The 25,248-nt window shown below is 72.5% G+C and carries 21 protein-coding genes and 1 tRNA gene; 2 read left to right on the forward strand and 20 right to left on the reverse strand.

Annotated elements, in window-relative coordinates; genetic code table 11:
- Nucleotides 1-70: 70 nt before the first annotated feature.
- From JQT67_RS01140 to polA, 3 genes are read right to left on the reverse strand one after another with little or no spacing between them, the layout of a single operon-like run.
- On the reverse strand, nt 71-1,762 hold the full coding sequence (locus tag JQT67_RS01140; RefSeq protein ID WP_208063140.1) for a DUF885 domain-containing protein: 1,692 nt from the start codon (nt 1,760-1,762) through the stop codon (nt 71-73).
- Between the two features lie 16 nt (nt 1,763-1,778).
- Nucleotides 1,779-2,789 (reverse strand): TIGR03560 family F420-dependent LLM class oxidoreductase, encoded by a 1,011-nt coding sequence (locus JQT67_RS01145; RefSeq protein ID WP_243755491.1) that lies wholly within the window; start codon nt 2,787-2,789, stop codon nt 1,779-1,781.
- Between the two features lie 45 nt (nt 2,790-2,834).
- The gene (polA, locus tag JQT67_RS01150) at nt 2,835-5,456 is read right to left on the reverse strand and encodes a DNA polymerase I (RefSeq protein WP_021009223.1); all 2,622 of its coding nucleotides are present in this window, start codon (nt 5,454-5,456) and stop codon (nt 2,835-2,837) included.
- Between the two features lie 76 nt (nt 5,457-5,532).
- Here polA and JQT67_RS01155 point away from each other — a divergent pair, with 76 nt between their 5' ends.
- Nucleotides 5,533-5,973 (forward strand): PaaI family thioesterase, encoded by a 441-nt coding sequence (locus JQT67_RS01155; protein ID WP_021009224.1) that lies wholly within the window; start codon nt 5,533-5,535, stop codon nt 5,971-5,973.
- Between the two features lie 289 nt (nt 5,974-6,262).
- Here the strand turns inward: JQT67_RS01155 and JQT67_RS01160 are convergent, their stop codons facing one another.
- On the reverse strand, nt 6,263-7,144 hold the full coding sequence (locus JQT67_RS01160) for an endonuclease domain-containing protein (protein WP_021064809.1): 882 nt from the start codon (nt 7,142-7,144) through the stop codon (nt 6,263-6,265).
- A gap of 331 nt (nt 7,145-7,475) precedes the next feature.
- A complete protein-coding gene (locus JQT67_RS01165) occupies nt 7,476-8,087 on the reverse strand; it encodes a response regulator (RefSeq protein WP_031223123.1) in 612 nt (203 codons plus the stop codon).
- A 76-nt stretch (nt 8,088-8,163) separates the two neighbouring features.
- Here JQT67_RS01165 and JQT67_RS01170 point away from each other — a divergent pair.
- A tRNA-Leu gene (locus tag JQT67_RS01170) sits at nt 8,164-8,245 on the forward strand.
- Nucleotides 8,246-8,297: 52 nt separating this feature from the next.
- Here JQT67_RS01170 and pyk read toward each other — a convergent pair.
- From pyk to rpe, 15 genes are all read right to left on the reverse strand, one after another.
- Nucleotides 8,298-9,791, reverse strand: a complete 1,494-nt coding sequence (gene pyk / locus JQT67_RS01175; RefSeq protein WP_021009227.1) for a pyruvate kinase — start codon at nt 9,789-9,791, stop codon at nt 8,298-8,300.
- Between the two features lie 85 nt (nt 9,792-9,876).
- On the reverse strand, nt 9,877-11,331 hold the full coding sequence (locus JQT67_RS01180; protein ID WP_208063141.1) for a glutamate synthase subunit beta: 1,455 nt from the start codon (nt 11,329-11,331) through the stop codon (nt 9,877-9,879).
- Nucleotides 11,324-15,880 carry a glutamate synthase large subunit gene (gene gltB, locus JQT67_RS01185; protein WP_374222104.1) on the reverse strand — a complete coding sequence of 1,519 codons (4,557 nt, stop codon included), beginning with the start codon at nt 15,878-15,880 and terminating at the stop codon, nt 11,324-11,326. Before gltB ends, JQT67_RS01180 begins: the two co-directional genes overlap by 8 nt.
- A 67-nt stretch (nt 15,881-15,947) precedes the next feature.
- Nucleotides 15,948-16,853 (reverse strand): prolipoprotein diacylglyceryl transferase, encoded by a 906-nt coding sequence (gene lgt, locus JQT67_RS01190; protein WP_208063398.1) that lies wholly within the window; start codon nt 16,851-16,853, stop codon nt 15,948-15,950.
- Between the two features lie 260 nt (nt 16,854-17,113).
- Complete coding sequence (gene trpA / locus JQT67_RS01195; RefSeq protein WP_208063142.1) at nt 17,114-17,935, reverse strand: tryptophan synthase subunit alpha; 822 nt, start codon at nt 17,933-17,935, stop codon at nt 17,114-17,116.
- The gene (gene trpB, locus JQT67_RS01200; protein WP_208063143.1) at nt 17,932-19,152 is read right to left on the reverse strand and encodes a tryptophan synthase subunit beta; all 1,221 of its coding nucleotides are present in this window, start codon (nt 19,150-19,152) and stop codon (nt 17,932-17,934) included. The genes trpA and trpB overlap by 4 nt, the downstream gene beginning before the upstream one ends.
- Complete coding sequence (gene trpC / locus JQT67_RS01205) at nt 19,149-19,937, reverse strand: indole-3-glycerol phosphate synthase TrpC (RefSeq protein WP_208063144.1); 789 nt, start codon at nt 19,935-19,937, stop codon at nt 19,149-19,151. The genes trpB and trpC overlap by 4 nt, the downstream gene beginning before the upstream one ends.
- Before the next feature lie 2 nt (nt 19,938-19,939).
- Nucleotides 19,940-20,158 (reverse strand): DUF6704 family protein, encoded by a 219-nt coding sequence (locus JQT67_RS01210; RefSeq protein ID WP_031223126.1) that lies wholly within the window; start codon nt 20,156-20,158, stop codon nt 19,940-19,942.
- A 101-nt stretch (nt 20,159-20,259) separates the two neighbouring features.
- A complete protein-coding gene (locus JQT67_RS01215; RefSeq protein WP_208063145.1) occupies nt 20,260-20,805 on the reverse strand; it encodes a Trp biosynthesis-associated membrane protein in 546 nt (181 codons plus the stop codon).
- On the reverse strand, nt 20,802-22,325 hold the full coding sequence (locus JQT67_RS01220; RefSeq protein WP_208063146.1) for an anthranilate synthase component I: 1,524 nt from the start codon (nt 22,323-22,325) through the stop codon (nt 20,802-20,804). Before JQT67_RS01220 ends, JQT67_RS01215 begins: the two co-directional genes overlap by 4 nt.
- Nucleotides 22,322-22,663 carry a phosphoribosyl-AMP cyclohydrolase gene (gene hisI, locus JQT67_RS01225; protein ID WP_208063147.1) on the reverse strand — a complete coding sequence of 114 codons (342 nt, stop codon included), beginning with the start codon at nt 22,661-22,663 and terminating at the stop codon, nt 22,322-22,324. The genes JQT67_RS01220 and hisI overlap by 4 nt, the downstream gene beginning before the upstream one ends.
- A complete protein-coding gene (hisF, locus tag JQT67_RS01230; protein ID WP_208063148.1) occupies nt 22,660-23,418 on the reverse strand; it encodes an imidazole glycerol phosphate synthase subunit HisF in 759 nt (252 codons plus the stop codon). The genes hisI and hisF overlap by 4 nt, the downstream gene beginning before the upstream one ends.
- Before the next feature lie 10 nt (nt 23,419-23,428).
- Complete coding sequence (hisG, locus tag JQT67_RS01235; protein WP_208063149.1) at nt 23,429-24,283, reverse strand: ATP phosphoribosyltransferase; 855 nt, start codon at nt 24,281-24,283, stop codon at nt 23,429-23,431.
- A 38-nt stretch (nt 24,284-24,321) separates the two neighbouring features.
- Nucleotides 24,322-24,585, reverse strand: a complete 264-nt coding sequence (locus JQT67_RS01240) for a phosphoribosyl-ATP diphosphatase (RefSeq protein WP_208063150.1) — start codon at nt 24,583-24,585, stop codon at nt 24,322-24,324.
- Complete coding sequence (gene rpe, locus JQT67_RS01245) at nt 24,582-25,238, reverse strand: ribulose-phosphate 3-epimerase (protein ID WP_021009240.1); 657 nt, start codon at nt 25,236-25,238, stop codon at nt 24,582-24,584. Before rpe ends, JQT67_RS01240 begins: the two co-directional genes overlap by 4 nt.
- Nucleotides 25,239-25,248: the final 10 nt, after the last annotated feature.

The raw sequence follows: 25,248 nt of genomic DNA on the forward strand, positions 1-25,248 counted from the left end.
TTCGGATTGATTGCGCCACACGAGTGGCCCGTCGATCCTACACGCGGATGGGCATCCCGGACAACCGCGCCTAGCCGCGCAGGACAGCCTCCCGCAGCGTGTCGAGGCCGACGCCGCCGATGTTGAGCACGCGCATGTGGAAGCGCTTGAGGTCGAACGCGTCGCCCTCGGCGTCCTTCGCCGCATCCCGGATCTGCTCGAAGATGCGCTGGCCGATCTTGTAGGACGGCGCCTGGCCCGGCCAGCCGAAGTAGCGGTTGACCTCGAAGCGCACGAACGGCTCGTTCATGTTGACGTTCGACTTCATGAACTCGAAGGCGTAGTCGAAGTCCCACTCCCCCGTGCCGTCGAGGCGCGGCTTGCCGAGGTGCACGCCGATGTCGAGCACGACGCGCGCCGCGCGCATCCGCTGCCCGTCGAGCATCCCGAGCCGGTCGGCCGGGTCGTCGAGGTAGCCGAGCGACTCCATGAGCCGCTCCGCGTAGAGCGCCCAGCCCTCCGCGTGGCCGGACGTGCCGGCGAACGCGCGGCGCCACAGGTTGAGCTGCGCGCGGTTGTAGGTCGCCTGCGCGATCTGCAGGTGGTGGCCCGGCACGCCCTCGTGGTAGACGGTCGTGAGCTCGCGCCACGTGTCGAACTCGGTGACGCCCTCGGGCACCGACCACCACATCCGGCCCGGCCGCGAGAAGTCGTCGGCGGGACCGGTGTAGTAGATGCCGCCGGTCTGCGTCGGCGCGATCATGCACTCGAGCGCCTTGATCGGCTCGGCGATGTCGAAGTGGCTCCGGCCGAGCTCCTCGATCGCGCGGTCACTCGTCTCCTGCATCCACGCCTTGAGCGCGTCGGTGCCGTGGAGCTTGCGGCTCGCGTCCTGGTCGAGGTGCGCGATGGCCTCCTGCACGCTCGCGCCGGGGAGGATCTCGTTCGCGATCGCCTCCTGCTCGGCGCGCATGCGGTCGAGCTCCTCGATGCCCCACGCGTAGGTCTCGTCGAGGTCGACGGCGGCGCCGAGGAAGCGGCGCGACATGAGCGAGTAGAAGTCGCGGCCGACCGCGTCGACGGGGTTGGCGGATGCGGCGAGCTCGGTGCGCAGGAACTCCGCGAAGCGCGCGTGCGCCTCGGTCGCCTCGCCGGCGGCCTTCGCGAGGTCGTCGCGCAGCGACGCGGGCAGCTCCTGCTCCCCCGCCTTCGCCGAGGCGGCGAACTCGTGGAAGAAGCCCTTCCCGGGCGCGTAGTCGGCGAACTGCTCGAGCACGTTGTCGATCTGGCGCGCCGCGGGCGTGTTGCCGGTCGCGATGCCGTTCCGGAGCGAGGCGATGTAGCCGTCGATCGCGGCAGGCACGTTGCGCATGCGCTGCGCGATCGTCGACCAGTCGTCCTCGCTGCCGGTCGCCATGAGGTCGAAGATGTCGCGGATGCCCGAGGCAGGGCTCGCGAGGTTGTTGAGGTCGCGGTCGCCCCAGCCGGAGGCGTGCACGTCGAGCTCGAGCTGCAGCTCGCGCGAGAGGTCCGTCTTCGTCACCCAGTCGATGTCGTCGACGGGCTCCGCGGCCTCGAGCGCGGCGAGCGTCTCGCGCGCGAGCGCAGCGTCGGCGTCGCGGCCCTCGGGCGAGTAGTCGCCGTAGCCGGCCTTGTCGCCCTCGAGTCCGACGTACACGTTGATCTCGGGGTTCAGGGCGGCGGCGCGGTGGACGTAGCCCTCCGCGATCCGGTCGATCTCGGTCTGCTGGCGCGACGGCGCGCCGACTCTCTCGTCAGTCATGCCGCAAGCCTACGCATCAGCGGAGGGCGGTCATGACCTCCCGCTCGAAGAGCTCGATGCCGTCCTGCTCGAACGCGACCTCCGGCATGTAGGCGATGAGCGTCCCCAGGCCCGCCTCGCGCAGCGCCCCGACGTGATCGACCACCATCTGCGGCGTGCCGACGACCGCGCCGCGCGTCGAGAAGCCGGTGCCGGCGTGCTCGGCGGGCATCGCGGAGTCGGCGCGCGCGTTCACCTCGTCGACGACGCGGCGGGCCTCGGCCTCGCTCTCGCGCACGACGATGTTGAGGTTGGAGGTGAGTCGCACCTCGGCCGGGTCGCGCCCCTCCTTCTCGAGGTGGCGCAGCAGCACGTCGCGCTTGCGCGCGAACTGCTCCGGGCCGCCGCCGAAGTTCGTCGCGTCCGCCCACTTCGCCGCGTAGCGGAGCGTGCGCTGCTCGCCGCCGCCGGCGATCCAGGTCGGGATGCGCGGGCGGCCGTCGCGACCGGACTGGAGCGGCTGGGGCCGGCAGATGGCGCCGTCGACCGAGAACGACTCCGACTCGAGCGTCGCCGTCCCCTCGGCCCAGAGCCGCTGGATGATCTGCACGCCGTCGCGGAGCGCCGAGATTCGGTCGCCGACGCCGGGGAAGCCGTAGCCGTACGCGCGCCACTCGTGCTCGTACCAGCCGGCGCCGATGCCGAACTCGAGCCGGCCGCCCGAGATGACGTCGACGGTCGCGGCGACCTTCGCGAGGTAGGCGGGGTTGCGGTAGCCCATGCACGTGCACATCTGCCCGAGCCGCACGCGGCTCGTGCTCGCGGCGAGCGCGGCCATGAGCGTCCACGCCTCGTGCGTCGCCTCGTCCGTCGGCTGCGGCGTCGTGTGGAAGTGGTCGTAGACCCACGCCGAGTGCCACGGCCCAGCGTCCAGGCGCTGCGCGACCTCGAGCATCCGCCCCCACTGCTCGGCGGGATCGATGCCGACGAGGTCGAGGCGCCATCCCTGCGGGACGAACAGGCCGAACTGCAGCGCGGAGTCGTTCATGCCGCCAGCCTAGGTGCCCGTCCCTGGGGGTCGGATGCCGTGGGCTCAGTGCGCGGCGGCGTCCCAGTTCGCGCCGACGCCGACCTGCACCTCGAGCGGCACCGAGAGCTCGGCGGCGCCGCCCATCTCGGCGCGCACGATCGCCTCGAGCGCCTCGCGCTCGCCGGTCGCGACCTCGAAGACGAGCTCGTCGTGCACCTGCAGCAGCATGCGCGAACCGAGCCCCTCCTCGGCGATGCGACGGTCGATCGCGATCATCGCGCGCTTGATGATGTCGGCGGCCGAGCCCTGGATGGGCGAGTTGAGGGCTTGCCGCTCGGCGTTCTCGCGCAGCACGCGGTTCGACGACGTGAGGTCGGGGAACGGTCGGCGGCGGCCGAAGATCGTGGTCGTGTAGCCGTCGTCCTTCGCCTGCATCACGACGCCGCGGAGGTAGTCGCGGATGCCGCCGAAGCGCTGGAAGTAGTCGAGCATGAGCTGCTTCGCCTCGGCCTGCGAGATGCGCAGCTGCTTCGAGAGCCCGAAGGCGCTCAGCCCGTAGGCGAGGCCGTAGCTCATCGCCTTGACCTTGACGCGCTGGAGCGCCGTCACCTCGCTCGGGTCGACGCCGAAGATGCGGCTGCCGACGAAGCGGTGCAGGTCCTCCCCCGAGAGGAACGCCTCGATGAGGCCCTCGTCGCCCGAGAGGTGCGCCATGATGCGCATCTCGATCTGCGAGTAGTCGGCCGTGAGCATCGTCTCGAACTCGGGGCCGTGGACGAAGGCCGAGCGGATCTCGCGGCTCACCTCGGTGCGCACCGGGATGTTCTGCAGGTTCGGGTCGTTCGACGAGAGGCGGCCCGAGGCGGAGCCGGTCTGGTCGTAGCGCGTGCGGATGCGGCCGTCGTCCTGGATGGCCTTGAGCAGCGACTCGATGATCTGCGCGAGCTTCGAGGTCTCGCGGTGCTGCAGGAGCAGGCCGAGGAACGGGTGCGGGTTCGTCTCCTGCAGGTCGGCGAGCGCTTGCGCGTCGGTCGAGTAGCCGGTCTTCGTCGCGCGCGTCTTCGGCATGTCGAGCTCTTCGAACAGCACGGTCTGCAGCTGCTTCGGGCTGCCGAGGTTGACCTCGTGGCCGATCTCGGCGTACGCGGCCTCGGCGTGCGCCGCGGCCTTCGCGCGCATCTCGTCGAGGATGCGCTGGAGCACGTCGCGATCCATGTGCACGCCCTGGCGCTCCATGCGCACGAGCACGGGCATGAGCGGCAGCTCGATGTCGTCGAGCACGCCGAGCGTGCCGGGGTCGAGGCGCGGGCGCTGGGCGCGCGAGAGCTCGCCCGTGAGCCACGCGACCGTGCCGAGCTGCTCGGGCTCGACCTCGGGCACGAGCTGGTTGGGGTCGGGCGCGGGCAGCGTCGCGCCGAGCAGCGCCTCGGTCTGCCAGTCGAGCTCGAAGGTCTTGGGCGGCGCGGTCGGCGTCTGCAGCCACGCCGCGACGCGCGTGTCGTGTGCGGCGCCGCCGAGCCGGAGCCCCGCGCGCTCGAGGAGCTTGATGGATGCCTTGACGTCGTGGAGCGCCTTCGGGGCGTCCGACGCGAGCCACTCGACGAATCCGTCGTAGTCGGCCGTGCCGGCCTTGAACGGCACGTAGGCGCTCGCGCCCTCGGTCGCGACGCCGAAGCCGGCGATGCCGCCCGCGCCGTCGGGCGCGATCGAGACCGCGACCGTGCCCTTGGCGCGCGAGAGCCACAGGTCGAGCTCCTCGTCGACGAGCTTCTGCACCGCGGGTGCCTGCACCTCGGGCTCGAGCGCGGCCGCCGGCTCGCCCGTGCCCTCCTGCTTGAGCACGCGGTCGAGCAGCGTGCGGAACTGCAGCCGCTGGAAGACGTCGCGCAGCTTGGCCTCGTCGACCTGGCCGCGCGCGAGCTCGTCGAGCTCGACGCCGAGGTCGACGTCGGTGAGCAGCTGGTTGAGGCGGCGGTTGCGCTCGGCGCGCTCGCGCTGCTCGCGCAGGTTGTTGCCGACGACGCCCTTGATCTCGTCGGCGTGCGCGAGCAGGTTCTCGACCGTGCCGTACTGGGTGATCCACTTGACGGCCGTCTTCTCGCCGACCTTGTCGATGCCGATGAGGTTGTCGCTCGACTCGCCCACGAGCGCGGCGATCTCGGGGTACTGCGCGGGCTCGATGCCGTAGCGCTCGCGCACCGTCTCGGGCGTGTATCGCTTGAGCTCGGAGACGCCGCGCACCGAGGGGTAGAGCAGCGTCACGTCGTCGTTGACGAGCTGGATCGTGTCGCGGTCGCCCGAGACGACGTAGACGTCCATGCCGGCCTTCGCGCCCTGCACCGAGAGGGTCGCGAGGATGTCGTCGGCCTCGTAGTCCTCCTTCGAGAGGGTGCGCACGCCCATCGCGTGGAGCGCCTCCTCGAGCAGCGGCACCTGGCCCTTGAACTCCTTCGGCGTCTCGTCGCGCGTGCCCTTGTACTCGGCGTACTCGCGGGTGCGGAAGGAGTAGCGGGAGATGTCGAACGCGACCGCGAGGTGCGTCGGCCGGTGGTCCTGCAGCAGCTTGAGCAGCATCGACAGGAAGCCGTGGATGGCGTTCGTGTGCTGCCCTTCGCTGTTGACGAAGTTCTCGAGCGGCAGGGCGAAGAACGCCCGGAACGCGAGGGAGTGGCCGTCGATGACCATGAGGGTAGGCTTCGGATCCGACACGACGGCCAGCCTAGCCGGGGCTGCCGACACCCCAGCCGAGCGAGGAGCGCGCGTGAGCCCGGAGCCCATCGAGCACGAGGTCGACGAGGCGACGCGAGCGGTGCTCGCGCACCTCGAGGGGCGGCCGGGCGGCGAGCTCGCGCAGCGCATGCAGATCGAGTTCCTCAAGCTCTCGGCCGAGCACTCGATCGCGCGGATGCCCGCGGAGGGCAACCGGCAGCCGGCCGGCTTCGTGCACGGCGGCGCGTACTGCGTCATCGCCGAGACGCTCGGCTCGGTGAGCGCGAACATCCACGCGGGCGAGGGCCGCTACGCCGTCGGCACCGACATCAATGCGACGCACACGCGCTCGATCACGAGCGGATGGGTGACGGCCGAGTGCACGGCGGTCCACCTCGGGCGATCCATGACCGTGCACGAGATCGTCTGCACCGACGACGAGGGACGCCGCGCCTCGACGCTCCGCATCACGAACTTCATCAAGACCCGCTGACCCCGCCCCAGAGCGCTGAGTGGCGCCTCCCGCACCTGAGTGGCGCCTCCCGCACCTGAATGGCGCCTCCCGCACCTGAATGGCGCCTCCCGCACCTGAGTGGCGCCTCCCGCACCTGAGCGGCGCCTCCCGCACCTGAGCGGCGCCTCCCGCACCTGAGCGGCGCCTCCCGCACCTGAGCGGCGCCTCCCGCACCTGAGCGGCGCCTCCCGCACCTGAGCGGCGCCTCCCGCACCTGAGCGGCGCCTCCCGTAGATGAGAGGCACCGGCAGCAGATGAACGATGGCCGCTAAGCGGCGGTCCACGAGCTGCAGCGCTGGTGCGCGGCTACGATCGCGCGCAGGATCGCCTTGCCGCCATCCGCGAGATCGTCCTTCGTGATGACGATCACGTGCCAGCCGAGCGCGCGCAGCTTCTCGCGGCGGATACGGTCCCGCTCCTGCTGAGCGGGATCGTTGTGATGCTCGCCGTCGTACTCCACAGCGAGCTTGAGAGGCGGCCAGCTCGCGTCGAGCCGCGCGACGAACAGGCCGGTCGCGTCGAACACCTCGTGCTGCAGCGTCGGCTCCGGCAGGGCTCCCATGATCAGGAGACGCACGAGCGTCTCGCGTGGTGACTCGGAGCCGACCCGCACGAGGGCGACCGCCTGCCGGGCGCGATGGAGCCCGCGCGCTCCCGGGTAGCGCCGCAGCGCATCCGTCAGGTCCTCGACCGTCAGCGGGTCGTGACGCTTCGTCGAGACGAGCCAGTCACCGACGGTCACGAGCTCCTCGAGGCTCAGCAGCGGGGCGAGGTGCACGAACGTGTCAGCCCTCGACTCGACGCGCAGACCGTCGACCTCCTCGACCGCCGACTTGAGGCGATGCCCGACCACGCCGGGACGCTGCATGCGGGAGCGACCCGTCGGCGACGCGAGGTGGACGCGACCTTCGCGCTCAAGGCGCACGGGCAGCGGCATGCCGTGGACGCGTGCCGCGGTGGTGTGGGAGAAGAACTGGTCGTCGCCCGCGAGGACGCGAACTGCCTCGAGGAGCGCCTGATCCGCGTCGCCGATGGCGGCCGTGATGCGCGCGCCGCGAGCAGGAGACGTGAACGCCATGGATCGGAGCTCAGCTGCGGAGTAGCCGCGCTCGAGTCCCTCCCGGACCGTGAAGCCGTGCTCACTGTGCATGCCGTGCATGGTGACGGCAGGTGGCGCGGACTTGTGCCTGCGCACCCGGGTGCTGTGGAGAGCGCCACGGAGCAGCGGTGCCCGTGTCGCGGGCGGCTGCGGGAGGCGCCACTCACCTGCGAAGGGCGCCGCTCACCTGCGAAGGGCGCCACTCACCTGCGGGAGGCGCCACTCACATGCGGGAGGCGCCACTCAGGTGCGGGAGGCGCCACTCAGGTGCGGGAGGCGCCACTCAGGTGCGGGAGGCGCCACTCAGGTGCGGGAGGCGCCACTCACGTGCGGGAGACGCCACTCGCCTGCGGGAGGTGGCAGGCGGCGGCGCGGGGCGGGGCTACTTCTTGGTGCTCAGCTGCTCGATGACGGCCTGCGCGACCTCGGCCATCGTGAGGCGGCGGTCCATCGACGCCTTCTGGATCCAGCGGAACGCCTCCGGCTCGGCGAGGCCCATGCGCTGGTTGAGCAGGCCCTTCGCGCGGTCGACGAGCTTGCGCGTCTCGAAGCGGTCGGCGAGGTCGGCGACCTCGCTCTCGAGCGCCCGGATCTGGTCCCAGCGCGCGAGGGCGATCTCGATCGCCGGCAGCAGGTCGTTCTGCGTGAACGGCTTCACGACGTAGGCGAGCGCTCCCGCCTCGCCGGCCCGCTCGACGAGCTCCTTCTGGCTGAACGCCGTGAGCAGCACGACCGGCGCGATCTTCGCGGCGCTGATCTTCTCGGCCGCGCTGATGCCGTCCATCTTGGGCATCTTGACGTCCATCACGACGAGGTCGGGCTCGAGCTCGGTCGCGAGCTCGACGGCGCGCTCGCCGTCGCCGGCCTCGCCGATGACCTCGTAGCCCGCGGCCTGCAGCGTCTCGACGATGTCGAGGCGGATGAGCGACTCGTCCTCGGCCACGAGCACGGTGCGCGCGGTCGTCGCGTGCTCGGCGGGAGCCTGGTCGGTGATGGGCTCGGCGAAGAGGTCGTCGGTCATGGCCACTAGCCTAGTGTTCGCAGCGGCCGGGCATCCGCCCGAGCCGTCAGCCGGTGTGGCGGAATCGGCAGACGCGGCGCACTCAAAATGCGCTTCCGCGAGGAGTGTGGGTTCGAGTCCCACCACCGGCACGGCAGGAGCCCGGACGATCCACGATCGTCCGGGCTCCGCTCGTCGAGGGGCTCAGCCCTCCGCGGGATGCGGCGCCGACTGGTGCCGCACCTCGATGCGGCGCTTGCCGTGGTAGGCGGGCGCGGCCTCGGCGTGCACGTCGCCGACGACGTGGATGCGGATGTCGTTCGTCGAGCCCGAGATGCCCGGCGGCATGCCCGAGATCACGACGACCTTCTTGCCGACGGGCACGAGCTGCTTGCCGATGAGCACGTCGTCGACCTGCGCGATCATGTCGTCGGTGTGCATCACGCGGTCGACGAGGTGCGTCTGCATGCCCCAGATCATCTGCATGCGCGACTCGACCTCTGGGTCGGGCGTGAAGCCGAAGGTCGGGATCGCGGTGCGCAGCCGCGCCATGCGGCGCGCGGAGTCGCCCGACTCGGTGAAGACGACGATCGCCGCCGCCTCGACGAACTCGGCGACCTCGAGCGCGGCGAGCGTGATCGCGCCGCCCTGCGTGCGCGGCTTCGTGCCGAGCGGCGGGATGCGGCCGAGGCCGTGCTCCTCCGCGGCCGACACGATGCGCGCCATCGTCTCGATCGTCGTGATCGGGTGGCTGCCGACGCTCGTCTCGCCCGAGAGCATCACGGCGTCCGCGCCGTCGAAGACCGCGTTCGCGCAATCGCTCGCCTCGGCGCGCGTGGGGCGCGGGTTCTCGATCATCGACTCGAGCACCTGGGTCGCGACGATGACGGGCTTCGCCCATCGCCGCGAGAGCTCGATCGCGCGCTTCTGGACGAGCGGCACCTGCTCGAGCGGCAGCTCGACGCCGAGGTCGCCGCGCGCGACCATGATCGCGTCGAAGGCGTCGATGATGTCGGGCAGGTTCTCGACCGCTTGCGGCTTCTCGATCTTCGCGACGACGGGGAGCCGGCGGCCCTCCTCGTCCATGATCGCGTGCACGCGCTCGATGTCCTTCGCGTCGCGCACGAACGAGAGCGCGATGATGTCGGCGCCGAGGTGGAGCGCCCAGCGCAGGTCCTCCTCGTCCTTCTCGCTCATCGCGGGCACGTTGACGGCGACGCCGGGCAGGTTGATGCCCTTGTTGCTGCTCACCGGCCCGCCGACCTCGACCTCGGTCACGACGTCGGTCTCGGTCACCTCGACCGCGCGCAGCACGATGCGCCCGTCGTCGACGAGCAGCGGGTCGCCGGGGCTCACGTCGGCGGGCAGGCCCTTGAAGGTCGTGCTCGCGCGCTGGCCGTCGCCCTCGACGTCGTCCGTCGTGATGGTGAACCGGTCGCCCTCGCGGAGCTCGAACGGCCCGCCGGGGATCTTCCCGAGGCGGATCTTCGGCCCCTGCAGGTCGACCAGGATGCCGACGGGCTTGCCGAGCTCGTCGGATGCCTTCCGGATGTTCGCGTACACCTCCTCGTGGACGCTGTGGTCGCCGTGGCTCAGGTTCATGCGCGCGACGTTGATGCCGGCCGCGATCGCGGCCTTCGTCATCTCATAGCCGGCGAGTGCCGGCCCGAACGTCGCGACGATCTTGGCTCGTCTCAAGGTGTTCTCGCTTCCGTGGCTCGTGCCGCCTGGGTGGGATCGGCGCGGACCCCTCCATCCTCTCAGAGGCCCTCGCGCCCAACCTTCACGCGACGGCGAAGGGGCGGTCGCTCGCGCGCACGGGCGCGGGGAGCGACGAGGTGCCCTCGAGGTGCGCGTCGACAGCCGCGGCGGCCGCGCGCCCCTCGGCGATCGCCCACACGATGAGGGATGCGCCGCGTCCCGCGTCGCCGGCCACGAACACGCCGGGCACGTCGGTGGCGAAGTCGGGGGTGCGGACGGGCAGGCCGCGCTCGAACGGGACGTCGAGCGCCTCGCCGATCGACGCATCCGCCCCCGTGAAGCCGAGCGCGAGGAGCACGAGGTCGGCGGGGATCTCGCGCTCGGTGCCGGCCTTCGGGCGGCGCACGCCGTCGACGATCTCGGTATCGGCGACCTTGAGCGCCCGCACCTCGCCCGCGGCATTCGCGAGCAGCTCGACGGTCGAGACGAGGTAGGCGCGCTCGCCGCCCTCCTCGTGGCTCGACTGCACCTCGAACAGGCTCGGGTGCACGGGCCACGGCTGGTGCGCGGGGCGCTCGCTCGGCGGCTGCACGCCGATCGCGAGGTTCGTCACCGAGAGCGCGCCCTGGCGGTGGGCGGTGCCGATGCAGTCGGCGCCCGTGTCGCCGCCGCCGAGCACGACGACGTGCTTGCCGCGCGCCGAGATCTGGTTGGCGGGCACCGTGCCGGCGACGGCGCGGTTCTGCTGCACGAGGTACTCCATCGCGAGGTGCACGCCGTCGAGGCCGCGACCGGGGATGTCGAGCTCCCGCGCGACCGGCGCGCCCGTCGCGATGAGCACCGCGTCGAAGCGCTCGCGCAGCTCCTGCCAGCCGAGCTCGCGGCCGATCTCGACGCCGGCGCGGAAGCGCGTGCCCTCGGCCTGCATCTGCGCGAGCCGCGCCTCGAGCGTGCGCTTCTCGAGCTTGAAGTCGGGGATGCCGTAGCGCAGCAGGCCGCCGATGCGGTCGTCGCGCTCGTACACGACGACGGTGTGGCCCGCGCGCGTGAGCTGCTGCGCCGCCGCGAGCCCCGCGGGCCCGGAGCCGACGACCGCGACGGTCTTGCCCGTGAGGCGCGCCGGCGGGTGCGGCTCGGTCCAGCCGTTCGCGAACGCCTCGTCGGCGATCGCCTGCTCGATCGACTTGATCGTCACGGCGGGCTGGTTGATGCCGAGCACGCACGACGACTCGCACGGCGCCGGGCAGAGGCGGCCGGTGAGCTCGGGGAAGTTGTTCGTCGCGTGCAGCCGGTCGCTCGCCGCGCGGCCCTCGCCCCGCCACGTCAGGTCGTTCCACTCGGGGATGAGGTTGCCGAGCGGGCAGCCCTGGTGGCAGAAGGGCACGCCGCAGTCCATGCAGCGGCTCGCCTGCCGGCGCAGCACGGCCTTGTCGCCCGGCTCGCCGATCTCGCGCCAGTCGAGGATGCGGACGGGCACGGGGCGCTTCTTCGGCAGCTCCCGCTCCGTCACCTTCAGGAATCCGCGCGGGTCAGCCACCGGTCACCTCCAGGATCTGCCGCCAGATGTTGTCGGAGTCCGGGTCGACGCCGTGGCGCTCGGCGTCGAGTCGGATGGTGCGCACCGCCGCCCAGTCGCGCGGCACGAGCTTCGAGACGTGCGCGAGGCCCGCCTCGAGCAGCCCCGCGGCGACCGCGGAGCCGGTGAGCTCGACGTGCCGGGCGAGGATCGCGCGCAGCTCGATCTCGTCCTCGTCGGCGAGCGGCTCGACGCGCAGCTCGCCCTGGTGGAACGACTCCTGGTTGAGCAGCCGCTCGTCGAGGTCGAGCACGTAGGCGACGCCGCCGGACATGCCGGCGCCGAGGTTGCGGCCCGTCGGACCGAGGATGACCGCGGTGCCGCCCGTCATGTACTCGAGCGCGTGGTCGCCGACGCCCTCGCACACGGCGGTCGCGCCGGAGTTGCGCACGAGGAAGCGCTCGCCCACGATGCCGCGCAGGTAGAGCTCGCCGCTCGTCGCGCCGTAGCCGATGACGTTGCCGGCGATGACGTTGTGCTCGGCGACGAGCGCGGCGCCCGGCTCGGGCCGGACGGTCACGAGTCCGCCCGAGAGGCCCTTGCCGACGTAGTCGTTCGCGTCGCCCTCGAGGTGCAGCGCGATGCCGCGCGGCACGAACGCGCCGAGCGACTGGCCGGCGGAGCCGCGCAGCCGCAGCGTGACGGTGCCGGGCTCGAGGCCGGCCGCGCCCGCGCGCAGCGTCACGGCGTTGCCGAGCATCGTGCCGACCGCGCGGTCGGTGTTCGCGATCTCGAGGTCGAGCTCGAGCCGCTCCCCCGCGTCGAGCGCCCGCTCGAGCTGCTCGAGCAAGCGGGAGTCGAGCTGGTGCTCGAGCTCGTGGTCCTGCTCGGTCGTGCGGCGCGGCGCGCCCTCGGCGCCCGCGGGTGCGGCGAGCACGGGCGCGAGGTCGAGCCCCTCCGCCTTCCAGTGGCGCACGGCGCGGTCGACCTCGAGCAGGTCGCTGCGGCCGATCGCCTCGTCGAGGCTGCGCAGGCCGAGCGATGCGAGCAGCTCGCGCACCTGCTGGGCGATGAACTCGAAGAACTGCACGACGAACTCGGGCTTGCCGGTGAAGCGCTCGCGCAGCAGCGGGTTCTGCGTCGCGACGCCCACGGGGCACGTGTCGAGGTGACAGACGCGCATCATGATGCAGCCCGAGACGACGAGCGGCGCGGTCGCGAAGCCGAACTCCTCCGCGCCGAGCAGCGCGCCGATCACGACGTCGCGACCCGTCTTGAGCTGCCCGTCGACCTGCACGCTCACGCGCTCGCGCAGCCCGTTGACCATCAGGGTGTGCTGCGCCTCGGCGAGCCCGATCTCCCACGGCGTGCCCGCGTGCTTGAGCGAGTTGAGCGGGCTCGCGCCCGTGCCGCCGTCGTGGCCGGAGACGAGCACGACGTCGGCCTTCGCCTTCGCGACGCCCGCCGCGACCGCGCCGATGCCCGATTGCGAGACGAGCTTCACGTGCACGCGGGCCCGCGGGTTCGCGCGCTTGAGGTCGAAGATGAGCTGCTTGAGGTCCTCGATCGAGTAGATGTCGTGGTGCGGCGGCGGCGAGATGAGCCCGACGCCGGGCGTCGCGTGCCGCGTGCTCGCGACCCACGGGTAGACCTTCCCGGGCGGCAGCTGCCCGCCCTCGCCGGGCTTCGCGCCCTGCGCCATCTTGATCTGCAGGTCGTCGGCGTGCGAGAGGTACATGCTCGTGACGCCGAAGCGGCCGGAGGCGACCTGCTTGATCGCGCTGCGCCGCTCGGGGTCGAGCAGCCGCTCGTCGGTCTCGCCGCCCTCGCCGGTGTTCGACTTCGCGCCGAGCCGGTTCATCGCGATCGCGAGCGTCTCGTGCGCCTCCTCCGAGATCGAGCCGTAGCTCATCGCTCCCGTCGAGAAGCGCTTGACGATCTCGGCGACCGGCTCGACCTCGTCGATCGGGATCGGCTCCGCGGCGGGCCGCAGCGCGAGCAGGCCGCGCAGCGTCTTGAGCTCCGCCGCCTGCTCGTCGACGAGCCGCGTGTACTGCTCGAACACGTCGAAGCGGCCCGTGCGGGTCGAGTGCTGCAGCTTGAAGACCGCCTCGGGGCTGAACAGGTGCGGCGCGCCGTCGCGGCGCCACTGGTACTCGCCGCCGGTCGCGAGCCGCTCGTGCGCGAGCGGCGCGCGCTCGTCGGGGTACGCCGACTGGTGGCGCAGCCGGTTCTCCTCGGCGATGACGTCGAGCCCGACGCCGCCGAGCGGCGAGTGGGTGCCGACGAAGAAGCGGTCGACGAGCTCTTGCGAGAGGCCGACGGCCTCGAACGCCTGCGCGCCGCCGTAGGCGCCGACGGTCGAGATGCCCATCTTCGACATGATCTTGATGACGCCCTTGCCGAGCGCCTTGATGAGGTTGCGCACCGCGGTGTCGACGTCGGCGCCGAGCTGCCCCGTGAGCGCGAGCTGCTCGGCCGTCTCCATCGCGAGGTAGGGGTTGACGGCGCTCGCGCCGTAGCCGATGAGGAGCGCGACGTGGTGCACCTCGCGCACGTCGCCGGCCTCGACCACGATGCCGGCGCGCATGCGGGTGGATGCGGCGATGAGGTGGTGGTGGACGGCGCTCGTCATGAGCAGGGTCGGGATGGGCGCGAGCTGGTCGGTCGAGTCGCGGTCGGAGAGCACGATGAACTGCGCGCCGTCGGCGATCGCCTCGTCGACCTCGCGGCAGAGCTCCTCGAGCCGCCGCTCCATCGCCTCGGGGCCGCCGTCGACCCGGTAGAGCCCCTTCACCACGACCGTGCGGCGAGATCCCGGCGTGCGGTCGATCGAGCGGATCTTCGCGAGCTGGTCGTTGTCGATGACCGGGAAGTCGAGGATGATCTGGCTCGCGTGCGAGGGCGTCGCGGTCAGCAGGTTGCGCACCGGGCCGAGCCCCATCGACGTGCTCGTCACGATCGATTCCCGCAGGCTGTCGAGCGGCGGGTTCGTCACCTGGGCGAAGGCCTGCGCGAAGTAGTCGAACAGCAGCCGCGGCCGCTTCGCGAGCACCGCGATGGGCGTGTCGCTGCCCATCGCGCCGAGCGGCTCGGCCCCCGTCTTCGCCATCGGCGCGATGAGCAGCCGCACCTCCTCCTCGGTGTAGCCGAAGGTGCGCTGGCGGCGCGTGACGGATGCGGCGGTGTGCGCGACGTGCTCGCGCTCGGGGAGGTCGGCGAGGTGGATGCGGCTCGAGTCGAGCCACTCACCCCACGGCTCCATCGCGGCGAGCTCGGCCTTGACCTCCTCGTCGGGCACGAACCTGCCGGCCTCGGTGTCGACGAGGAAGAGCCGCCCGGGCTGCAGCCGGCCGCGGCGCACGACGCGCTCGGGCGCGATCGGCAGCACGCCCGTCTCGCTCGCGAGCACGAAGAGCCCGTCGTCGGTCTCGAGCCAGCGGCCCGGGCGCAGCCCGTTGCGGTCGAGCGTCGCGCCGACGAGCGAGCCGTCGGTGAACGCGATCGCGGCGGGCCCGTCCCACGGCTCCATGAGCAGCGAGTGGTACTCCGCGAAGTCGCGCAGCTGCTGCGGCATGTCGGGCTGGTTCTCCCACGCCTGCGGCACCATCATCATGAGCGCGTGCGGGAGCGACCGGCCGGCGAGCGTGAGCAGCTCGAGCACCTCGTCGAACGAGGCGGAGTCGCTCATCCCCGGCGTGATGATCGGCCGCACGGGCCGGAGGTCGCCGAGCAGCTCGGAGGCGAGCTGCGACTCGCGCGCGCGCATCCAGTTGCGGTTGCCCTCGACGGTGTTGATCTCGCCGTTGTGCGCGATCATCCGCAGCGGCTGCGCGAGCGGCCACGAGGGGAAGGTGTTGGTGGAGTAGCGCGAGTGCACGATCGCGAGCCGCGTCTCAAAGCGCGGGTCGGAGAGGTCGGGGTAGAACGGCTCGAGCTGGAGCGTCGTGACCATGCCCTTGTAGGTGATCGTGCGGCTCGAGAGCGACGGCAGGTACTCCCCCAGCTCGCGCTCGATGCGCTTGCGGAGCCGCCACGTGAGCCGGTCGAGCTCGATGCCCGCGACCGGCGTCCCCGCCGGCGCGACGAAGAGCTGCTCGATCGCCGGCATCGCGGCGCGCGCGAGCTTGCCGAGCGCATCCGGCACCGTCGGCACCTCGCGCCAGCCGAGCACCGTGAGGCGCTCCTGCCAGGCGATCTCGCGGATGCCGTCCTTCACCCGGGCGCGCTCGGCGTCGTCGAGCGGGAGGAAGGCCAGGCCCGCGGCGTAGCCGCCCGCCTCGGGCAGCGGGAAGCCCGCGACCTCGCGCAGGAACGCATCCGGCATCTGCGTGAGGATGCCCGCGCCGTCGCCCGTGCCGGCGTCGGAGCCGACGGCGCCGCGGTGCTCGAGGTTGCGCAGCGCGTCGAGCGCGAGCGCGACGATGTCGTGCCCGGGCGTGCCGCGCGTGGTGGCGACCATGGCGAGGCCGCACGAGTCCTTCTCGTGGCGCGGGTCGTACATCCCGGCCTTCGCCGGTACCGCCATGCCCTGGAAAGCCCGGGAAACGGGCTCGCTGACTGATCGCATGCTGCTCCTGCTCTCGCGATCGGGAGCGGGACGCCGTCGGCCCGCCGCGCGCTGGGAGCGCGCAGTCCTACTGGTGTGCGGCCGCGGGTTCTGCGGCTCGAGCCGCCTCGTCCTGGGTGCGGGACTCGGGGATCTCGGTGTAGACGTCAGAATCTAGCACCTGATCGGCACCCGGCTCGCGCCCGGGCTGCCACGGGGAGGGCTCGAGGCCCGGGTGGCGGCGCGACTGCACGACCCACACGACGACGCCGATGACGATCGCGAGGAACGCCATCCACACGTTCGTGCGGATGCCGAGGAAGAGCTCGGAGGGGTCGAGGCGGATGGTCTCGAAGACCGAGCGGCCGAGGCCGTACCAGATGAGGTAGAGCGCGATGAGGCGGCCCCACTGCACGTCGCGCTTGCGGTCGAGCCACAGCAGCAGCGCTGCGCCGAGCACGTTCCAGATGATCTCGTACGCGAACGTCGGGTGGAAGAGCACGCCCTCGGGGAGCCCGACGGGGTACGCGGGGTTCGTCGACTCGATCTCGAGGCCCCACGGCAGGTCGGTCGGCTGGCCGAAGAGCTCGTGGTTGAACCAGTTGCCGAGCCGGCCGAACGCCTGCGCGAGCAGCAGGCCGGGCGCGAGCGCGTCGGCGAAGGTCGAGAAGCGCAGGCCCGTCTGGCGGCAGCCGATCCAGACGCCGATCGCGCCCCCGATGAGGGCGCCGAAGATCGCGATGCCGCCCTCCCAGATGTAGAGCGCCGAGAGCGGGTCGCGGCCCGGGCCGAAGTAGTCGTCGGGGTGCGTGACGACGTGGAAGACGCGAGCGGCGACGATGCCGAGCAGCACGGCCCACACGGCGACGTCGATGACGTAGCCCGCGTCGACGCCGCGCTGGTGGAGGCGCCAGCCGGTGAGCACCGCGGCCACGACGATGCCGGCGAGGATGCACAGCGCGTAGGTCTGGATGCCCCACGAAGGGCCGACCATGCGCAGCACCCACGTGATCAGGAGCGCGAACGCGAGTGAGGCGACGACCGTCCAGGCCGCGTCGCGGCGCGTGAGCCTGCCCGTCACGAGCAGCCCGGCGAGCGCGAGGACCGCGAGCACGACGCCGAGCACGACGCCGAAGACGATCGCGCCGGTCATGGAGCCCTGCACGAGGCCGAGGACGCCGATCGCGTCGAGCCACTGGCCCAGCGGCACCTGCTGCCACTCGGGCGCGGGACTCGGGATGCTCTGGAAGACGGTCACGCGGTCGCGCCCTTTCGTTCGGTCGGTGCGAGTGTACCTTCGGCGAGCGAGGCGGCGAGCGCGCGCACGGCGGGCACTCCGCCCTCGTCGAGCGCGCGGACGAGCGCGGAGCCGACGATCGCGCCGTCGGCGTACTCGAGCACGTCGCGCACCTGCTCCGGCGTCGAGATGCCGAGGCCGACGCAGCGCAGGGCCTCGCCGCCCGTCGCGGCGGCGCGCTCGGCGATGCGCTCCGAGAGCGCACGGGCCGCGCGGTCGACGTCGTTGCGCGCGCCCGTCGTGCCCATCGTCGAGACGGTGTAGACGAAGCCGCGCGAGGCCTGGATCGCGGCGTCGAGCCGCGCGTCGGAGGAGGAGGGCGCCGCGAGGAAGATGCGGTCGAGCCCGTGCCGGTCGGCGGCCGCGAGCCACGCCGCGGCGTTCTCGGGCGTGAGGTCGGGCGTGATGAGGCCCGCGCCGCCGGCCGCGGCGAGCCGCTCGGCGAAGCGGTCGACGCCGTAGCGCAGCACCGGGTTCCAGTACGTCATGACGAGCACCGGTGCGCTCGTGCGCGCGGTGATCGCCTCGATCGCCTCGAACAGCTCGTCGAGCCGGAAGCCGCGGTCGAGCACCGCCTGGGTCGCCGTCTGGATGACCGGGCCGTCCATCGCGGGGTCGGAGTAGGGCACGCCGAGCTCGATCGCGGTGCAGCCCGCCTCGGCGATCGCGACGGCCGCCTCGACGCTCGTGGCGAGGTCGGGGAAGCCGACCGGCAGGTAGCCGATGAGGGCGCGCTCGCCGGTGGCGCGGATGGCGTCGGCGGTGGAGATGCGGCTCATGCCTGCTCCGCCTCCTCGTCGAGCAGGCCGAACCAGCGGCCCGCGGTCGCGACGTCCTTGTCGCCGCGCCCCGAGAGCGAGACGAGCAGCGTCGAGCCGGGCGACTCCTGCGCGAGCCGCATCGCGCCCGCGATCGCGTGCGCCGACTCGATCGCGGGGATGATGCCCTCGGCGCGCGTGAGCGCGAGGAACGCATCCATCGCCTCCGCATCGCTCACCGGCTGGTACTCGGCGCGGCCGAGGTCGTGGAGCCACGCGTGCTCGGGCCCGACGCCCGGGTAGTCGAGGCCCGCCGAGATCGAGTGCGACTCGAGCGTCTGGCCGTCGTCGTCCTGCAGCAGGTAGGTGCGCATGCCGTGCAGCAGGCCCGGCGCGCCGCGCTCGATCGAGAGGGCGTGGCGCTCGGTGGTCGGGCCGTCGCCCGCGGCCTCGAGGCCGATGAGGCGCACGCCCGGGTCGTCGAGGAAGGCGTGGAAGATGCCCATCGCGTTCGAGCCGCCGCCGACGCACGCGAGCACGGCGTCGGGCAGCGCGCCGGTGAGCGCGATCGTCTGCTCGCGCGCCTCCTCGCCGATCGCGCGGTGGAAGTCGCGCACCATCTCGGGGAACGGGTGCGGTCCCGCGACGGTGCCCATGAGGTAGTGGGTCGAGTCGACGTTCGCGACCCAGTCGCGCAGTCCCTCGTTGATCGCGTCCTTGAGCGTGCGCGAGCCCGTCTTGACCGGCACGACCTGCGCGCCGAGCAGCCGCATGCGGGCGACGTTGAGCGCTTGGCGCTCGGTGTCGACCTCGCCCATGTAGACGACGCACTCCATGCCGAACAGGGCCGCGGCGGTCGCGGTCGCGACGCCGTGCTGGCCCGCGCCCGTCTCGGCGATGAGCCGCGTCTTGCCGAGCCGGCGGGCGACGAGCGCCTGCCCGAGCACGTTGTTGATCTTGTGGCTGCCGGTGTGGTTGAGGTCCTCGCGCTTGAGCAGGATGCGGGCGCCGGCGATCTCGGAGAGCCGCTTCGCCTCGGTCAGCATCGAGGGGCGGCCGGTGTAGCCGCGCGAGAGCGCGGCGAACTCGGTCTGGAACTCCGGGTCGCGCTTGCACTCGTCGTAGCACGCGGCGAGCTCGTCGATCGCGGCCATGAGGGGCTCTGGCATGAAGACGCCCCCGAACTCGCCGAACCACGGCCCGTGCTGCTCCCGCAGCTTCGACTGGCTCTCGGTCATGCGGCCCTCCCGAACTCTCGGACGCGCGACGCGGGGTCGCCGTCGGTGACGAGCGCCTCGCCGACGAGCACGGCATCCGCGCCGTCCTGCCGGTAGCGCGCGACGTCGGCGGCCGAGCGCACGCCCGACTCGGCGACCGCGACCGTGCCGGCCGGGATGCGCTCGCGCAGCTCGGCGAAGCGCTCGGGGTGCATCGTGAACGTCTTGAGGTCGCGCGTGTTGACGCCGAGGATGCGCGCGTCGGCCGCGAGGGCCGCGTCGATCTCGCGCTCGTCGTGGACCTCGACGAGCACCGAGAGCCCGAGCCCCGTGGCGAAGCGGTGCAGCTGCACGAGTCGGGCCGGCTCGAGCGAGGCGACGATGAGCAGCGCGATGTCGGCGCCGAACGCGCGCGCCTCGAGCAGCTGGTACTCGTCGGCGATGAAGTCCTTGCGCAGCACCGGCACCTGGACGGCCTCGCGCACGGCGCGCAGGTCGTCGAGGCTGCCGAGGAAGCGCCGCTCCTCGGTGAGCACGCTGATCGCGCTCGCACCGCCAGCCGCGTAGCTCGAGGCGAGGGCGGCGGGCTCGGGGATGTCGGCGAGCGGCCCCTTCGAGGGGCTCGCGCGCTTCACCTCGGCGATGATGTGCGGTCCCGGCGAGTCGGCCTTCGGCGTGCTGAGGAGGGATGCGGCGTCGAGGGGCGTGCGCGACTGCAGCGCGATCGCCTCCAGGCGATCGGCCGGCAGCTGCTCGCGCCGCCGGGCAGCGTCCTCGAGCGCGCCCGCGGTGAGCGCGTCGAGCACGCTCAGTGGTCCTTCACCCCGAAGCCGGCCTTCGCGAGGATGGGCCAGAGGAGGATGCCGACGACGAGCAGGCCGACGCTCGCCCAGACGAGCGCGGGCATGTCGAGGAAGAAGAAGAGCGTGCCGAGGGTGAACGCGAGGATCATGACGATGACGCTCGTCCACGCGGCGCGCGAGTTGCCGTGGCCGGGGTCGACGAACGACGCCTCGTACTCCGCGATCCCGTGATCAGCTGCGTGCTGATCGCTGATGCCCTTGCGTGCGCTCACGATGCTCCTTGGTCGGCCTTCCGGGCGCGCTCGCGCGCCCGCACCCCTCGAGTCTATCGAGTCGGGTCCTCACCGTCGTCCATCACGTCCCACGCGAGCCCCGTGCCGCGCTCGTAGCGCTCGGCGCGGCGCGCGCGCTGCGGCCAGCGCCGTGCGGTGACGAGCGCGACGAGCCCGCCGACGACCGCGATCAGGCCGGCCGCGGCTCCCGCGATCGGCCACGGCGCCTCCGCGAGGCTCGCGATCTCGGCGGCCTGCGCCGTGCCGGCGAGGCCCGTGGCGTCGGCGACGAGCGCCTCGACCGCGGCGGGGATGCCCGATCGGGAGGCGAGCGCGTGCACCGCGGTGAGGCTGCCGAGCAGCACGGCGAGCGCGCCGAGCGCGAAGCGCCACGCGAGGCCGGCGATCGGCAGCACGAGCGCGAGCGCGACGCTCGCGAGCGAGAGGATCGTGAGCCCGCCCGCGAGGTCCTGCCCCGCGACCGCGAGCTCGCGGCCGTCGACGAGCACCGCGGTCGCCCACGGCTGCGTCGCGGCGAGCAGCCCGAGCGCGCCCGCCGCGAGGAGCGCGAGCACCGCGACGAGCCGGCCGCGCCTCACGCGCCGAGCCCTCGCATGGTGCTCGCGACCGCGACCGCGCGCAGCGGCGCGGCGGCCTTGCTCCGCACCTCCTGCAGCTCGCTCTCGGGGTCGCTGTCGGCGACGAGCCCCGCTCCCGACTGCACGTGCGCGACCCCGTCGCGCATCGTCACGGTGCGGATCGCGATCGCGAGGTCGGCGTCGCCGGCGAAGTCGAGCCAGCCGACGACGCCGCCGTAGACGCCGCGCTGCGCCGGCTCGAGCTCGTCGATGATCTCGAGCGCGCGCGGCTTCGGCGCGCCGGAGAGGGTGCCCGCCGGGAACGTCGCGCGGAACGCGTCGAGCGCGCTCGCGTCGTCGCGCATCCGACCCTCGACCGTCGAGACGATGTGCATGATGTGGCTGAACCGCTCGATCGCCATGAGCTCGGTGACCGCGACGGAGCCCGGCACGCACACCTTCGCGAGGTCGTTGCGCGCGAGGTCGACGAGCATGACGTGCTCGCTGCGCTCCTTCGGGTCGGCGAGCAGCTCCTCGCCGAGGTCGCGGTCGGCGGCTGCGTCGGCGCCGCGCGGGCGGCTGCCGGCGATCGGATGCATCGTCGCGCGCCCCTCGTGGACGGTCACGAGTGCCTCGGGGCTCGACCCGACGACGGCGTACGAACCGCCCTCGGCGTCCTCGAGGGCGAGGAGGTAGAGGTACGGCGAGGGGTTGAGCATGCGCAGCACGCGGTAGACCTCGAGCGGGTCGGCGTCGGTCGGCAGGTCGAAGCGCGCCGAGAGCACGACCTGGAAGACGTCGCCGTCGACGATGTGGCGCTTCGAGCGCTCGACCATCGCGCGGAAGGCGTCGGCGTCGACGCGCGCGGTCGGGGCCGGCTCCGCGTCCCGGTCGATCGAGGCGACCGAGCCCGGCTCGACGCGGGCGAGGGCGGCCTCGAGCGCGTCGAGCCGCGCCTGCGCATCGAGCCACAGCGCATCCGCCGCGTCGACGCCGTCGTTCACGACGTTCGCGACGAGGTGCGCTGCGCCCGTGCGGTGGTCGAGCACGACGAGCGTCGCAGTGAGGGCCATCGCGATCGCCGGCACGTCGACGTCGCGCTCGGGCGCGTCGGGGAGGTGCTCGAGCTCGCGCACGGCCTCCCAGCCGATGTGCCCGATCATGCCGCTCGTGAGCCGCGGGAGCCCGTCGATGCGGGGCGTCGCCCAGCGGCGCAGCACGTGCTCGAGGGTGTCGAGGCCGCTGCGCGGCACGTCGTCGCCGAGCAGCCGCTCGGTGCTCAGCGAGGCGGAGCGCCACTCGACGCGGCCGCGGTCGGCCGTCAGGAGTCCGAACGCCTCGACGCCGACGAACGAGTAGCGGTTCCACACGCCCTGCTCGGCCGACTCGAGCAGGAACGAGCCCGGCCGGCCGGCGGCGACGCGGCGGTAGACGCCGACGGGCGTCTCGGCGTCGAGGAAGACCTCGCGCACGACCGGCACGATGCGGTGGCCGGGCAGGAGCGCGTCGAACGCCTCGCGCGTCGTGGAGCCGAGCGTCACGAGCGGTCCTCGACGGTGACGGGCACGGGTGTGAAGAAGCACGAGCGCGCGCCCGTGTGGCACGCGGGGCCGGTCTGGTCGACGCGGATGAGGAGGGCGTCGCCGTCGCAGTCGATCGAGATCGAGCGCGGCACCTGGATGTTGCCGGAGGTGTCGCCCTTCCGCCAGTACTCCTGCCGGGAGCGCGACCAGAACGTCACGCGGCCCTCGGTCGCGGTGCGGCGCAGCGCCTCGTCGTCCATGTATCCGACCATGAGCACGTCGCCCGTCGCGTCGTCCTGGATGACGGCCGCGACGAGCCCGTCGGTGTCCTTCTTGAGCTGCGGCAGCTCGCTCATCGCACCGTCACCCCCGCCTCGCGCATCGCGGCCTTGACCTCGCCGATCGTGCACTGGCCGCTGTGGAAGATGCTCGCGGCGAGCACGGCGTCGGCGCCCGCGGCCACGGCTGGCGCGAAGTCCGCCGGCTCCCCCGCACCGCCGGAGGCGATGACCGGGCACGTCGCGACCGCGCGCACCGCGCGCGTGAGCTCGAGGTCGAAGCCGTCCTTCGTGCCGTCGGCGTCGATCGAGTTGACGAGCAGCTCGCCGACGCCGCGGCGCACGCCCTCGGCCGCCCACTCGAGCGCGTCGAGCCCGGCGCCGCGCGAGCCGCCGTGCGTCGTCACCTCGAAGCCCGAGGGCGTCTCGGGCGAGCGGCGCACGTCGAGCGAGAGCACGAGCACCTGGGAGCCGAAGTCGGCGACGATGCGGTCGATGAGCTCGGGATCGCGGATCGCGGCGGAGTTGACGCCGACCTTGTCGGCGCCGTGCGCGAGCAGCCGCGCGACGTCGTCGCGGCTGCGCACGCCGCCGCCGACGGTGAGCGGGATGAAGACCTGCTCCGCGCAGCGCTCGACGACCTCGAGCATGGTGCCGGCGTCCTCGACGGTCGCCTTGACGTCGAGGAAGGTCAGCTCGTCGGCGCCCTGCTCGGCGTAGCGGGCGGCGAGCTCGACCGGATCGCCCTGGTCGGTGAGCCCCTGGAAGCGGACGCCCTTGACGACGCGCCCGTGGGCGACGTCGAGGCACGGGATGACGCGGGTGGCGAGCACGGCGGTCCTCCTAGATGCGGGCGGCGTGGATGTTGGTGACGATGATCGCGCGCGCGCCGACGTCGGCGAGGGCGTCCATGATCTGGTTCGTCTCCTGGCTGCGCACCATGACGCGCACGGCGACCCAGTCGGGGTCGTGCAGCGGGCTCACGGTCGCGCTCTCGAAGCCGCTCGCGATGCCGATCGCCGCGTCGAGGCGCGAGCGCTCGATGTCGTAGTCGACGAGCACGAAGTCGCGCGCGACGATGACGCCGTCGAGCCGCCGCTTGAGGGTCGCGAGCCCCGGCTTGTCGGTGCCGTGCTCCCCCTCGTCGTTCGTGATGAGCACGGCCTCGCTCTCGAGGATCGGCTCGCCGAAGACCTCGAGGCCCTGGGCCCGCAGGGTCGCGCCCGTCTCGACGACGTCGGCCACGGCATCCGCGACCCCGAGCCGCACGGCCGACTCGACGGCGCCGTCGAGGCGCACGAGCTCGGCGGTCACGCCGTGCTGCGCGAGGTGCTGCTCGACGAGGCCCGTGTACGAGGATGCGACGCGCTGACCCTCGAGGTCGCGCGCGTCGCCGAAGCGGCCGGCCGGGCCCGCGAAGCGGAACGTCGAGCGGGCGAAGCCGAGGCCCTCGATCTCGAGCGCGGGCGAGCCGGAGTCGAGCAGCAGGTCGCGGCCGGTGATGCCGACGTCGAGCGCGCCCGAGCCGACGTAGGTCGCGATGTCGCGCGGCCGGAGGAAGAAGAACTCGACCTCGTTGCGGGCGTCGACGACGATGAGCTCCTTGCCGTCGCGGCGACCGCGGTAGCCGGCCTCGTCGAGCATCTGGGCGGCCGTCTCGGCGAGCGAGCCCTTGTTGGGCACGGCGATCTTGAGCATGGTGGTTCCTTCAGGTCTGACGGTCGGTGGACGGCGCGTCAGAGATGTCGGTACACGTCCTGCAGCGAGATGCCCTTCGCGAGCATGAGCACCTGGAGGTGGTAGAGCAGCTGCGAGATCTCGATCGCCGCGTCTTCGTCGCTCTCGTGCTCGGCGGCCATCCAGACCTCCGCGGCCTCCTCCACGATCTTCTTGCCGATCTCGTGGACGCCGGCGTCGACCGCCGCGACCGTGCCGGAGCCCGGTCGTCGCTCGGCGAGCGTCTGCTCGAGCTCGGCGTACAGCTCGTCGAGGGTCTTCACGCCTCCAGGCTACCGGCGTCGCGGAGCGCCGCGATGCGCGCGGCCACGTCGTCGTGCCCGTAGACGGCCGATCCGGCCACGAAGACGTCGGCGCCCGCGGCCGCGGCGATCGGCAGGGTGTCGGCGGTGATGCCGCCGTCGACCTGCAGCGCGAGCTCGACGCCCGCCTCGTCGGCGCGGCTCCGCAGCTCGACGAGCTTCGGCATCATGTCGGCCATGAACGACTGGCCGCCGAAGCCGGGCTCGACGGTCATGACGAGCACCATGTCGAACTCCGTCAGGTGCTCGAGCACCGCGTCGACCGCGGTGCCCGGCTTGAGCGCGATCGCCGCGCGCGTGCCGCGGGCCCGCAGCTCGCGCGCGAGCGCGACGCCGTCGTTCGTCGCCTCGGCGTGGAACGTGACCGACTCGACGCCGCGGATGGCGTACTGCGGCGCCCACGTGTCGGGGTCGTCGATCATGAGGTGCACGTCGATCGGCAGCTCGGTCACCTCGGCGATGCGCTGCACCATCGGCAGCCCGAAGGTGAGGTTCGGCACGAAGTGGGCGTCCATCACGTCGACGTGCACGCCGTCGGCGTCCCGGATGCGCTCGAGGTCGCGCTCGAGGTTGACGAAGTCCGCCGACAGGATGCTGGGGTGGATCCTGACCATGCCCGCCACC

Source organism: Agrococcus sp. TF02-05 (genome assembly GCF_017565345.1).
Classification (GTDB): Bacteria; Actinomycetota; Actinomycetes; order Actinomycetales; family Microbacteriaceae; genus Agrococcus; species Agrococcus pavilionensis.